At 72.0% G+C, this 12,444-nt stretch carries 11 protein-coding genes; 5 read left to right on the top strand and 6 right to left on the bottom strand.

The features are described from left to right. Positions 1-72: 72 nt before the first annotated feature. Positions 73-435, bottom strand: a complete 363-nt coding sequence (locus AB0B39_RS12790; protein ID WP_357493335.1) for a DUF1330 domain-containing protein — start codon at positions 433-435, stop codon at positions 73-75. 137 nt (positions 436-572) lie between these two features. Between AB0B39_RS12790 and AB0B39_RS12785 the strand changes: the two genes are divergently transcribed. After that, positions 573-1,220 carry a TetR/AcrR family transcriptional regulator gene (locus tag AB0B39_RS12785; protein ID WP_357493333.1) on the top strand — a complete coding sequence of 216 codons (648 nt, stop codon included), beginning with the start codon at positions 573-575 and terminating at the stop codon, positions 1,218-1,220. Here AB0B39_RS12785 and AB0B39_RS12780 read toward each other — a convergent pair. Then, the gene (locus AB0B39_RS12780) at positions 1,159-3,006 is read right to left on the bottom strand and encodes a thiamine pyrophosphate-requiring protein (RefSeq protein WP_357493330.1); all 1,848 of its coding nucleotides are present in this window, start codon (positions 3,004-3,006) and stop codon (positions 1,159-1,161) included. The two genes, AB0B39_RS12785 and AB0B39_RS12780, sit on opposite strands and share 62 nt — an antisense overlap. A 95-nt stretch (positions 3,007-3,101) precedes the next feature. On the opposite strand from AB0B39_RS12780, the gene AB0B39_RS12775 reads away from it, so the two are divergent. The 3 genes from AB0B39_RS12775 to AB0B39_RS12765 are packed head-to-tail and all read left to right on the top strand — an operon-like array spanning position 3,102 to position 7,220. Further along, positions 3,102-3,938 (top strand): RNA methyltransferase, encoded by an 837-nt coding sequence (locus AB0B39_RS12775; protein ID WP_357493328.1) that lies wholly within the window; start codon positions 3,102-3,104, stop codon positions 3,936-3,938. A 28-nt stretch (positions 3,939-3,966) separates the two neighbouring features. Then, the gene (gene argG, locus AB0B39_RS12770) at positions 3,967-5,418 is read left to right on the top strand and encodes an argininosuccinate synthase (RefSeq protein ID WP_234588495.1); all 1,452 of its coding nucleotides are present in this window, start codon (positions 3,967-3,969) and stop codon (positions 5,416-5,418) included. A gap of 41 nt (positions 5,419-5,459) precedes the next feature. Further along, positions 5,460-7,220 carry a PucR family transcriptional regulator gene (locus AB0B39_RS12765; protein ID WP_357493323.1) on the top strand — a complete coding sequence of 587 codons (1,761 nt, stop codon included), beginning with the start codon at positions 5,460-5,462 and terminating at the stop codon, positions 7,218-7,220. 34 nt (positions 7,221-7,254) lie between these two features. Here the strand turns inward: AB0B39_RS12765 and AB0B39_RS12760 are convergent, their stop codons facing one another. Further along, positions 7,255-8,604, bottom strand: a complete 1,350-nt coding sequence (locus tag AB0B39_RS12760; RefSeq protein WP_234588497.1) for a hypothetical protein — start codon at positions 8,602-8,604, stop codon at positions 7,255-7,257. Between the two features lie 83 nt (positions 8,605-8,687). Here AB0B39_RS12760 and murD point away from each other — a divergent pair, with 83 nt between their 5' ends. Then, the gene (gene murD, locus AB0B39_RS12755) at positions 8,688-10,034 is read left to right on the top strand and encodes a UDP-N-acetylmuramoyl-L-alanine--D-glutamate ligase (protein ID WP_234588498.1); all 1,347 of its coding nucleotides are present in this window, start codon (positions 8,688-8,690) and stop codon (positions 10,032-10,034) included. Between the two features lies 1 nt (position 10,035). Here murD and AB0B39_RS12750 read toward each other — a convergent pair whose 3' ends face one another. The 3 genes from AB0B39_RS12750 to AB0B39_RS12740 all read right to left on the bottom strand — a co-directional run bounded on the left by AB0B39_RS12750 (position 10,036) and on the right by AB0B39_RS12740 (position 12,126). Then, a complete protein-coding gene (locus AB0B39_RS12750) occupies positions 10,036-10,545 on the bottom strand; it encodes a DUF6114 domain-containing protein (protein WP_357493318.1) in 510 nt (169 codons plus the stop codon). 1 nt (position 10,546) lies between these two features. Beyond that, positions 10,547-11,128, bottom strand: coding sequence for a DUF6230 family protein (locus tag AB0B39_RS12745; protein WP_357493316.1), 582 nt, complete (start codon positions 11,126-11,128; stop codon positions 10,547-10,549). Positions 11,129-11,361: 233 nt separating this feature from the next. Beyond that, a complete protein-coding gene (locus AB0B39_RS12740; RefSeq protein ID WP_357493314.1) occupies positions 11,362-12,126 on the bottom strand; it encodes a TetR/AcrR family transcriptional regulator in 765 nt (254 codons plus the stop codon). Positions 12,127-12,444: the final 318 nt, after the last annotated feature.

The following is a 12,444-nucleotide window of genomic DNA, read 5'->3' as shown; positions in this document are numbered from 1 at the left end:
CGCCGCGAGGTCACCGCCGTGTGGTTGGTTCGCACGGCAGTGACCTCGCGGCACTCGATCTGGTTCCCCGCCTCAGCGGGTGGTGGAGGCCGCCGCGATCGCGGCGCGGACCTGCCCGGCGAAGCCGGCGACGGTGAAGTCCGAGGGCAGGCTGTCAACCAGGATGATGTCCGAGATCGCGTTGTTCGTCCGCAGCGGGAGGATCGCCTGGTACTCGGGCGAGTTGTACCAGTTCTCGGCGTCGGCGCGGGTGGGGAACTCGATCAGGACGACCGACCCCGGCCAGGCGCCCTCGACCACGTCCACGTCGCCCTGGGCGAGCCACTTGCCGCCGTACGGGTGCACGGTGGCCTCGACCTGCTCCAGGTAGGTCAGCCCTGCCTCGTTCGGGATGCCACCCGGGATGCGCAGGTGGTTGATCAGGTAGGTGCTCATCGCGATCTCCAGTCGTCGAGCTTTAAGATGACGCCCATAATCTAACCGGCTCGTGCGATCACGACAAGTTTTGGATTAGGTTCATCTTCTATAGTTGGCCGGGTCGGGTGGCGAGCACGTGAGAGGGGGAGGTCGCGATGGGCAGGACGTCACGTGCCGAGGCGGCGAGGCACCGCGAGGAAGTGGTGGCCGCCACGTCGCGGCTGCTGCGGGAGCGCGGCGCGGCGGGCATGAGCGTCCAGGACCTCATGGGCGCCGCCGGGCTGACCCACGGCGGGTTCTACAAGCATTTCAGCTCGAAGGACGAGTTGCTGGGGGTCGCCGCCACGACGGCGTTCGGAGAACTCCTGGCCCTGCTGGACCAGTTCTCCGACGACCTGCCCGACCGGTCCGAAGCGCGGAACGCACTGCTGCGGCACTACCTGTCACCGGAGCATCGCGACACACCCGGTACGGGATGTGCCAACACCGCGCTGTCCGCCGACGCCGCCCGAGCGCCCGCCGACAGCCCGCTGCGCGCGTCGTACGCGGTCGGTGTCGAGGAGACCCTCAAGCGGATGACGGGCATCGAGGACGCACCCGGCGACGGACCCGAGGCCCGCCAGCGGGCGATCGTCGATCTCGCGACGATGGTCGGAGCGCTCATGCTGGCCCGCGCGACGGCGCAGACGCCCCTGTCGGAGGAGATCCTCCAGACCGCGCAGGACGCCCTGGCGAGCCCGGTCAGCGCTCGCGGCGACGGGGGCGGTAACTGGCGATCGTCGCGGGGAGACCGCGTCGGATGATGCCGGCCCAGTCGGTGTCGCCACGCAGCACCGCCGCCGCGGTCTTGCGCGCCTGCTCGGCGGTGAAGTGCGGCGGCAGCATCAGCTCGGCCGGATCGACCAGCGCGTTGATGACGACCGGCCGGTCGGCGCTCAGCGCGCGGTCCCAGACGCCCGGCACCTGCGCGGGGTCGTCGACCAGCTCGCCGTGCAACCCGAGGACCTGTGCCCACTGGTGGTAGCCGATGTTCGGCAGCTGCTGGCTGTCCGGGAACATCGGCGTCCCCTCGCTGGAGCGCTGTTCCCAGCTGACGAACGCCAGGTCCCGGTTGTTGAGCACGAGCACCACGAACCGCGGGTCGGCCCAGCCGCGCCAGTACTTCGCCACGGTGATCAGCTCGTTGACGCCGTTCATCTGCATCGCCCCGTCGCCGATCAGCGCGACAAGTGGCCGGTCCGGGTGGGCGAACTTGGCGCTCAGCGCGTACGGCATGGCGCCGCCCATGGACAGCAGCGTGCCGGAGAGGCTGGCCAGCATCCCGGGCCGGACCTGCACGTGCCGGGCGTACCAGGCGGTCGCCGTGCCGCAGTCCACGGCGAGCATCGCGTCGTCGGGGAGCCGGTCGCTGAGCTCGGTGAACAGCAGTTGCGGGTTGACCGGGTCGGCGCTCTGCGCGGCCAGGTCGCGCTGGACGCGTCGCCAGGCCGAGGTGGCCTCGGCGATCTCGGCCCGCCAGGCGGTCGGCCCGGGGCCGGGGCCCAGCTCGTCGAGTAGCGCCCGCAGGGTGGGGCGGGCGTCGCCGGTCAGGTTGACCTCGGTCGGGTAGCGCAGCCCGAGCTGGGTGCCGTCCAGGTCGATCTGCACCGCGCGGGCCTGACCGGGCGGCGGGTAGAACTCCGAGTACGGCATGTTGCTGCCCACGATCAGCAGCCGGTCGCAGCCGGTCATGAGCTGCCAGCTGGGCCGGGTGCCGAGCAGGCCGATCGCGCCGGTCACCCACGGCTCGCGATGGTCGACGACGGTGAAGCCGAGCAGCGCGGTGGCCACGCCGGCGCCGAGCCGGTGGGCGACCTCGCGGACCTCGTCCTGCGCGCCGAGCGCGCCCTGCCCGACGAGCATGGCCACCCGCTCGCCGCCGCGCAGCACCTCGGCGGCGCGACGCAGGTCGGCCTGCGGCGGAACTGTCGGCGTGCTGCTCGGCACGTTGCTGGTGTGGTAGTAGCCGTGCGCGTGGGGCGGATCCGGGATGGCCGGCTCGTCCTGCAGGTCCGAGGGGAGGACCAGGGCGGTGACGGTACGCCGGGACAGCGCCGTGCGGCACGCCCGGTCGACGAGGTGACGCACCTGCGCCGGGTGGTCGAGCTGGGCCAGGAACGCCGCCGCGACGTCCTTGTAGAGGGCCAGGAGGTCGACCTCCTGGTAGTAGCCGCCGCCCTCGGCGGTGACCGCGGTGTGCCCGACGAGGGCGACCACCGGCTGGTGGTCGAGCTTGGCGTCGTACAGGCCGTTGAGCAGGTGGATGGCGCCGGGGCCGCTGGTCACCAGTGCGCAGCCCAGCGGTCCGCCGCCGTACTTGACGTGCGCGGAGGCGGCGAAGCCGGCGGTCTCCTCGTGCCGGACCTGGATGAACTGGGCCCGCCCGTCGACGCGTTGCAGCGCCGAGGTCATGCCGTTGATGCCGTCGCCGGGATAGCCGAAGTAGCGCCGCACGCCCCAGCTGGCCAGCCGGGAGACGATGTGATCCGCGACTGTCGGTCGCCGGGGGAGCGCGCCCGCTTCGCCCGGTGCCGTGTGGTCTGCGCTCACCTGGCTGGTCCTTCCCGTCGGGTCCGGTACTCCACCGGTCGTTCCCCGTCTCGACGGGACAAAACACCCCGCAGGGCCGGCATCCGGAGCGGGGGTTGGCCGTCCGGCAGAATCGTCGGGTGCCCGTCCACCAGATCACCGATCCCGACGACGACCGGATCGCCGACTACCGCGCCCTCACCGACGTCGAGCTGCGCACCCGCTGGGAGCCTCCGCACGGCCTGTTCATCGCCGAGGGCGAGCTGGTGCTGCGCCGGGCGCTGCGCGCCGGCTACCCCGCCCGGTCGTACCTGGTGGACGCCAAGCGCGTCGACCAGCTCGCCGACCTGGACACCGGCGACGCGCCCGTCTACGCCGCCACGCAGGACGTGCTGCAACGGGCCACCGGTTTCCACGTACACCGGGGGGTGCTCGCGTCGTTCCACCGCCGCCCGCTGCCGACGGCGGCCGAGGTGCTCGCCGCCGCGCGCCGGGTGGTGATCCTGGAGGACGTCAACAACCACACGAACCTCGGCGCGATCTTCCGGGGCGCCGCCGCGCTGGGCATCGACGCCGTGCTGCTGTCGCCGTCCTGCGCCGATCCGCTGTACCGGCGCAGCGTGCGGGTCAGCATGGGTGAGGTCTTCGCGATGCCGTACGCCAAGCTCGAACGCTGGCCCACCGGGCTCGACGAGGTGCGCGAGGCGGGTTTCACGGTGCTCGCCATGACGCCCGCGCCGGATGCCGTACCCATTCAGCGGTTGACCCCGGCGCAGCGCGCGCGGGCGGCGCTGCTGCTCGGCGCCGAGGGGCCCGGCCTCACCGCGGCGGCGCAGGCGGCCAGCGACGTGCGGGTGGTCGTCCCGATGCGGCGCGGCGTGGACTCGTTGAACGTCGCCGCGGCCGCGGCGGTGGCGTTCTGGGAACTGGGTCGGGACGATCAGCTTGCATGACCATGCGTCTTGTTGAATAATCTTCCCCGTGTCCAAGGTTCTCACCTCCCTGCCCATCGGCGAACGTGTCGGCATCGCCTTCTCCGGCGGCCTCGACACCTCGGTCGCGGTCGCGTGGATGCGCGACAAGGGCGCCGTCCCCTGCGCCTACACGGCCGACATCGGCCAGTACGACGAGCCCGACATCGGCTCGGTGCCCGGCCGTGCGCTCAGCTACGGCGCCGAGGTCGCCCGGCTCGTCGACTGCCGCGCCGCCCTGGTCGAGGAGGGCCTCGCCGCACTGACCTGCGGCGCCTTCCACATCCGCTCCGGCGGGCGGGCGTACTTCAACACCACCCCGCTGGGCCGGGCCGTGACCGGCACCCTGCTGGTGCGGGCGATGATCTCCGACGACGTCCAGATCTGGGGCGACGGCTCGACCTTCAAGGGCAACGACATCGAGCGGTTCTACCGCTACGGCCTGCTGGCCAACCCGCAGCTGCGGATCTACAAGCCGTGGCTCGACACCGACTTCGTCACCGAACTGGGTGGGCGTAAGGAGATGTCGGAGTGGCTGCTGGAGCGGGGCCTGCCATATCGGGACAGCACCGAGAAGGCCTACTCCACCGACGCCAACATCTGGGGCGCGACGCACGAGGCGAAGACCCTGGAGCACCTCGACACCGGCATCGAGACGGTCAGCCCGATCATGGGCGTCCGGTTCTGGGACCCGTCGGTCGAGATCCCCACCGAGGACGTCACGATCGGGTTCGACCAGGGCCGCCCGGTGACGATCAACGGCAAGGAATTCGGCAGCCCCGTCGACCTGGTGCTGGAGGCCAACGCCATCGGCGGCCGGCACGGCCTGGGCATGTCCGACCAGATCGAGAACCGGATCATCGAGGCCAAGAGCCGGGGCATCTACGAGGCGCCCGGCATGGCCCTGCTGCACGCCGCGTACGAGCGGCTGGTCAACGCCATCCACAACGAGGACACTCTGGCGAACTACCACAGCGAGGGTCGCCGCCTCGGTCGCCTGATGTACGAGGGTCGTTGGCTCGACCCGCAGGCGCTGATGCTGCGCGAGTCGTTGCAGCGCTGGGTCGGCACGGCGGTCACCGGTGAGGTGACGCTGCGGCTGCGCCGGGGCGAGGACTACTCGATCCTGGACACGACCGGCCCCGCGTTCAGCTACCACCCGGACAAGCTGTCCATGGAGCGCACCGAGGACTCGGCGTTCGGCCCGTCCGACCGGATCGGCCAGCTCACCATGCGCAACCTGGACATCGCCGACTCGCGGGCGAAGCTGGAGCAGTACGCCTCCCTCGGCATGGTCGGCGGCGCGGCTCCCCAGCGGATGATCGGCGCCGCGCAGGCAGCCTCGACCGGGCTGATCGGCGCGATGCCCGAGGGCGGCGCGGAGGCCATCGCCTCCCGGGGTGTCGCCTCCGCCGCCGACGAGGCGCTCGACCGCGCCGCCATGGAGTTCGGCGTCGACTGAGCGGCCCCGGCACGTCGAGGTCCGGGGTCACGGACGGTAGCGTGTCGGCCGTGTTCCCTACCGTCCGTGAGGTCCTCGCCCTGGACCCCGTCCGCCACGGCGCTCCCCGCGTGGTCGCCGGGGACGCCGGGCTGGACCGGCCGGTCCGGTGGGTGCACGTCGCCGAGGTACCCGACATCGCCACCCTGCTCGGCGGTGGTGAGCTGGTGCTCACCACCGGCATCGGGTTGCCGGCCGACGACGCGGGACTGCGCGCGTTCATCGGCGACCTCGCCGACGTCGGTGTCTCCGGGCTCGTCGTCGAACTGGGCCGCCGGTACGTCAGCGGTGTACCCCGGGTGATGGCCGCCGCCGCCGAGCGGCGCGGCCTGCCCCTGGTCGAGCTGCGCCGGGCCACCCCGTTCGTACGGATCACCGAGGCCGTGCACGCGCTGATCGTCGACGCGCAGCTGACCGAGCTGCGGGCCGCCGAGGAGATCCACCAGCGGTTCACCGACCTCTCCGTCGAGGGCGCCGACGCGGCCGAGGTGATCCGGCAGGCCGCCGAGCTGTCCGGCTGCCCGGTGGTGCTGGAGAACCTGTCCCGGCAGGTTCTCGGGTACGACCCGGCGGGGGAGAGCGCGGAGCTGCTGCTGGACGGCTGGGAGCAGCACTCGCGGCGGATCCGGCCGGCCGGGCGCACCGCGTACGACCCGGACAGCGGCTGGCTGGTGACAGTCGTCGGCGCCCGCGGACAGGACTGGGGGCGGTTGCTGCTGCGCTGGCCGGCCAGCGGAGACGCGCCCAGCGCCCGGGGCGGCGAGGCGGCCCTCGCCCCACCCACCCGGCTCACCATCCTCATCGAGCGGGCCGCGTCCACCCTCGCGCTGGGCCGGTTGATCCGCCGCGACGCCGAGGGGCTGGAACGGCAGCTGCACCGCACCCTGCTCACGGCGTTGCTCGACCACTCCCGACCGGTCGACGAGGTGGCGCTGCGCGCCAAGGCGCTCGGTGTGGCGCTGGAACGTCGGCACCTCGTCGGCGTGATGGTCCGGCACCGTGGCGACGAACTCGCCGGAGAGAACGGCCCCGAGGCCGGCCAGGCCCGGCTGCGGGACCTGTCCGAGGCCGTCGGCCAGGCGCTGCGGGAAGCGAAGCTGACCGCGCTGACCAGCGCGGTCGACGACAACTCGGTGGGCGCGCTGCTGGCGCTGCCCGACCCGGCCGCCGAGGACCGCGCGCTGGCCGCGTTCGCCGGCGCACTTCGTCGGGTACGCCTCGACGCCGGCGCGGGCCGGGCCGCGTCCGCCGCCGACCCGTCCCGCCCGGGGTCGGGTGTCGACCCGCTGCGAAGCGGCGTCGGTGGCACGTCCGCCGGGCTGATCATCGCCGCCGGGTCCGGGGTCAGCAGCCTGCGCGAGGCTCGACGGTCGCTCGTCGAGGCGCGGCAGATCGTCGAGGCGGCCCGACGGGACCGGCGTGACCTGCCGGTCTTCCGACTGCCGCACGTGGGCCTCGCGGGGCTGCTGCACCTGCTGCGCGACGAGCCCCGGCTGCAGACCTTCGTCGAGCGCGAACTCGGCCCGCTGCTGGAGTACGACGCCCAGCACCCCCGGGAGCGGCTGCTCGACACCCTGCGCGCGTACCTGGAGCAGGGGCGCAACAAGTCCGCCGGTGCCGCGGCCGCCCACCTGTCCCGACCGGCCTTCTACGAACGCCTGGCCCGCATAGCCCGCATCCTCGACGCAGACCTGGACTCGGTGGAAACCAGCCTCTCCCTACACGTGGCCCTGCTGGCCCTGGAAGCCGTCCGAACCCCCTAACTCGCCCCCCTACCGCGCGGCGCAGGGGGTGGGGTTAGGACAGGGAGGTTAGGGCTTTTGCGTAGGTTGGGGGGATGTGGTTGGGGCCGCCGGGGGTGAAGACGTCCGACGTCGCCACCGCGGACCAGGCCGTTTCCGGTACGGCTTCGACCAGCGCCTTGATCACCGGGGCGTCGCGCCACTGGTCCTGTTCGGCGAGCAGGCCGAGAGCCACCACCGACTCCTCGACCTCACCCACGCACTCGAACGGCTTGTGCCCGTCCACGCCCAGCAGCTCCCGGTAGCCGGGGATCTGCTCCGGGTCGGCCAGTAGGTCGCCGCCGAAGATGTGGGTGACCCGCTCGCGCGGCATGAACGGGGCCATCGCGAGGAAGACGAACCGGCACTTCGGGCAGTCCCGGCACCAGCGCTCGGACGCGTCGCGCAGCTTGAACGCCTGGTTGCAGCTCGTCACCACGTCGTCGTACCTGGTGAACTCGGCGAACAGCCGGGCGATGTGCAGCTCGGACAGCGAACGCAGCAGCGAGAAGTACGGTTCGGTGAGGCCGGCGTGCTCGGCCAGCGCGCCCCGCAGCAGTCCCTCGGCCTCGACGCCCTTGGACCACTGGTGGTTGATCTCGTGGCCGTTCCAGCTGAGGTTCGGGTCGGACGCGGAGCGCTCGTTGGACATCACCACCGGGCCGAGCCCGTGCAGCACCGCCGTCGCCACCGCGATCAGCGAGTTGATGGCGGTGACCGGGATGTGCCCGTTCAGCCCGCCCGCCGCGTTCAGGTCGAACAGCACCGGGTCGATACGGCGGCGGGCCGCGAGGGGGGTCAGCCCGGACGCCTCGTTGACCGAGACGATCACGTGGTTCGGGTTGACCGAGAACGGCACCGGGTCCAGCTCGGCGCGGCGCAGCGCCTCCAAGCTCACGATCGAGTCCTTGCCGCCGCCGACCGCGGAGAGGGGGCGACGATCGGAGTTGTCGTAGACGCGCGGCGACTCCGGCGAACCGGCCGGCACCTCCGGGCGCAACTCGAGCACGTGCGGCAACTGGTTGCGGTACGCGTACTCCGCGAGGCCCTTGGTGTAGACGGCCGTGACGTAGTCGACGGTGGCCGCGCCCAGCGGCGCCGGCAGCACCAGCCGGGGCGGCGCGGCGACCTTGTAGTAGCTCACCCCGGCGACGAGGTGCAGCACCTCCAACACCCGGCCGAGGGTGGCCACGGTCTCGTCGGACGGCGGCTGCGCCGGCAACGGAAGGGTGATCACCTCGGTGAACCGCTGCTCGCCGGCCGGGCCGGTCAGCGCGTAGTCGAACAACACCTCGCCGGTGGCGAAGTCGATCGAGTAGGACGGGAAGGTGAAGGCGTCCATCCGCCGGAGCTGCTCGTTGGGCACACGCCATACTAGGCCCTGGTTCGTCCGGCCGTGTCCGGACCGGGCCCCCGCCCTGTCGCCGCCGTGATCCCGAGGAGAGCCCAGTGCGCCTGTCTGACCTGCGCGGACGTAGCGTCGCCGTCTGGGGGACCGGTCGGGAGGGCCGGGCAGCTGTGACAGCGATCGCCGCGCACGGCCCCGCTGAGCTGGTCGCCGTCGACGACAGCGCCAACTTCCTGTCACTGCCCTGGGACGGCCCGCTGGCCGAGGCGGCCCCGCTGGTCACCGGCGAGGAGGGCTTCGCCCGGCTGGCCGCCGCCGACGTGGTGGTCCGCTCGCCCGGCGTGCCGCAGACCCATCCCTGGCTGGTCGAGCTGCGCCGACGCGGCGTGCCGGTCACCCAGGGCACCGCGCTGTGGATGGCCGACCATGCCGAGCGCACCGTCGGGGTGACCGGCAGCAAGGGCAAGAGCACCACCTCCAGCCTGATCAGCCACCTGCTCACCGCGATGGGCCGCCCGAACGTCTTCGGCGGCAACATCGGCGTGCCGACCCTCGACCTGCCCGACGCGGAGCTGTACGTGCTGGAGCTGTCGAGCTACCAGTGCAGCGACCTCACCGACTCGCCCCGGGTGGCCGTGGTCACCGCGCTGTTCCCCGAGCACCTGGACGCGCACGGCGGGGAGCGGGAGTACTACCGCGACAAGCTCAACCTGCTCGCCCACGATCCGCAGACGATCGTCGTCAACGGCGCCGACCCGCGGCTCGCCGCCGAGCTGGGGGAGCTGCCGGCGGTGCGGGCCGGCCGCCCCGACACCACCCACGTCGCCACCGGCGCGGACGGCACGCAGTGGTTCCACCTCGGCGACCAGCCGCTCTTCCCACGCGCCGTGCTGCCGCTGGTGGGTCGGCACAACGAGGGCAACCTGTGCGTCGCCCTCGCCGTGCTCGACGCGCTCGGCATCGACGTGGTGGCCGCCAAGGACCACCTCGCCGTCGCGGTGGCCGAGTTCCAGGGGCTGGCCCACCGGCTCACCGAGATCACCGACCCGTCCGGCCTGACCTTCGTCGACGACACCCTGGCCACCAGCCCGTACGCGGCCATGCACGCCATCGACGCGTACGACGGGCGGCCGTTGACCGTGATCGTCGGGGGCAACGACCGGGGGCTGGACTACACGCCGCTGGCCGAGCACCTCGCCGAGCGGGAGCTGACCGTGATCGGCATTCCGGACAGCGGCGCCCGCATCGTCGAGGCGCTCGCCGGCCTGCCGAAGGTGCGTACCGAACTGGTCGACGACCTGGTGGACGCGGTCCGGCTGTCCCGGGAGGTGACCCCGGCCGGCGGGGTGGTGCTGCTGTCCCCGGCCGCCCCGAGCTACGGCCGGTTCCGCAACTTCGAGCACCGCTCCGAGGTCTTCGCCCAGGCCGTCGCCGACACCGCCCGCTGACTCAGCCGCGGTCGACCGGGCTGGGGTCCGGTGACTGCAGCCCGGGCAGCAGCACGGTGTCGGTGTCGGCGTCGTTCTCGTCGTCGTTCGGTGCCGCGGGTTTCGTCGTGGCGCCGGTGCGGCGGCGGTCCTTGTCCGGGGTCCAGGCGAACGCGAGTGCCCCGCCGGTCAGAGCCAGCAGCATCCCGACCACGAAGCCACCCAGGTTCGAGGTCAACCAGGAGACCAGCCCGAGCACCAGCGAGACCACGGCGTAGAAGACCCGCTGCTGCGGGGTGGTGATCAGCAGCACCCCGCAGATCACGAGGATGGTGGGTACCAGGTAGGCGGCGAGACCCTGCGGTCCGATGTGTAGCAGCACCCCCAGCGGCGCGCGCAGGGTGGCCAGCATCTCCACGCCTCCGAGGGCGATCAGCACGGCGGCGGTGAACGGGCGGGCCCGCCGCCAGCGGCGCCACCGCCCGCGGGATCCGCGGACGGCGGGCGCTGTCTGGTGTCGTTCGGCGCTCACGTCAGCAACCGTCGGAGGTGAACGCCATGCGCAGGTTGGGCAGGTTGAAGACCGCCGCGGTGGTGGCGTAGTTGTTCTGCCGCAGGTTCTCGATGACTACCGAGTCGGCCTGCTGCGAGAAGACGCCGGGGTTCCCCTTCACGCCGGGCACCTTGTCCAGGGTGCTGGCGTCCTGGCCGACGTTGATGTTGCGGAAGGCGGCGTCGCCGTTGACCTCGTCACCGTCGACGACCAGGGTCCGGGCGGTGACCGGTCGGTCGCCGCCGCCGGCGGTGATCTTCAGGAAGATGCCGCCGAGGTTGATGCTCTGGCAGAGGTTGGTCAGCTCGGCCTTGTCGATCGCCGACACCATCACCAGGACCTGTCCGCCGGTGTCGCCCTGGTTGGGGCTGTCCGGGATCATCTGGTCGAGGGTGGCGAACTGCTCGAACCCGGTGCCGGTGAGCTTGTCGGCAGTGACGGTGAACGGCATGCCCGAGATGGCGAACTGCGCGCCCAGCACGCCCTGGGCGGTGAGCATGATCATGCCGGCGGCGCCCGCCACGACGATTCCGAAGGTGGCGGCGAACCGGCGCCAGCGCACGCCACTACGTGGCGGGCCCCCTGAGATTGGTGTGGTTTCCTCCGACATGGCGGCTCCCCTTAAGATCAATTGATTGGCGGCAATGGGAATTGCACGTTGACCTGCGCCTGGTGGGCGCAGAGCCGAAGTTACCGCCGAGTAAAGGGGAGGTCAACGGTGTGTGGCGGCCATTTGGGCGGTATTCGTTAAATGCGGCCAAAGTGAAAAACCGCTGCGGTTTCCGACCGGGGTGATCAGGAGTGGTGGGCCGGTACGCAGGGCGCGGTCGTGCTCGGGCCGTCGTCCGGTCGTATCGGCCGGGTCGCCTGGATCGCACCCTCGGTGCCCAGAAATGGCGCCATGGCCGCGTAGGTGAGCACCGGCAGCAGTTCCGGCAACTCCGCCGCCCGGCCCCGCGCCACGCGCCCCCGGACGGTGGCGTAGATGCCGCCGACCACCGTGGACACCAGCTCGTCGCGGCCCACGTCCGCAAGCGCCGGCCCCGGGCCGGCGTCGGCGAAGAACCGGCGGAAGCTGGTGAGCAGCCCGTCGCGTTCGCGGCGGGCGTCGGGGCCTGCCGCGTCCACCTCGACCAGCGCCATCCGGGCGAACGCCGGCACGCTCGCCAGCACCTCCAGCAGGGTGCGCAGCGCGGCGCGCGCCGCGTCCGGCCAGGCCGGGCCGGCCTCGCGGTAGGCGTCCTCCATCAGCTGCGACACCACGGCGATCCCGTGCCGGTAGGCGGCGAGAAACGCGTCCTCCTTGCCGGTGAACAGGGCGTAGAAGGCCGGTCGGGTCACGCCGGCGGCGTGGCAGATGTCGCTGACCCGGGCGTTGTCGTAGCCCTTGGTCGCCACCTCGTGCACGAGTCCGTCGAAGAGGCGGTCGCGCTGGGTGGCGGCCACGACCTCCGCGGAGACCCGTCGCGGGCCGCGCTTGATCGCGCGGTCCGGGTCGCGGCCCGGGCGTGCGCCCGGTAGGGGCGCCGGTGCCGGCTGCGGGTGGCTCTGCGTGGTCAACTCATCGACCTCCTTGATTCGTTGACTTTGCGACCCTCCGGGGTTTATAACTTTCCTCACGCTCAGTTCTCCCCACGTCACCTTTGGTGATCTCCCCGGATGGTCACCCTGACTCGTCGAAGGAGGGCTCGATGGCTGTCATTATCGCCGAACACGAACGCTCTCCCAATGCCGGAAAGGCGCAGGTGACGCGGCTACGCCGCAGTGCACCACGCCGGTCCGCCCGCTGATCCGCGGCACCTTAAGTCACCCGGCCCGACCCGACGGTCACCTGGCGCCACCACCACCCACCGTCCACGTCATGGCCACAATCTCCGC

The organism is Micromonospora sp. NPDC049114, assembly GCF_040648635.1.
Classification (GTDB): Bacteria; Actinomycetota; Actinomycetes; order Mycobacteriales; family Micromonosporaceae; genus Micromonospora.
The sequence above is the reverse complement of the archived record's forward strand: the minus strand, read 5'-3'. Positions and strand labels throughout refer to the sequence as shown.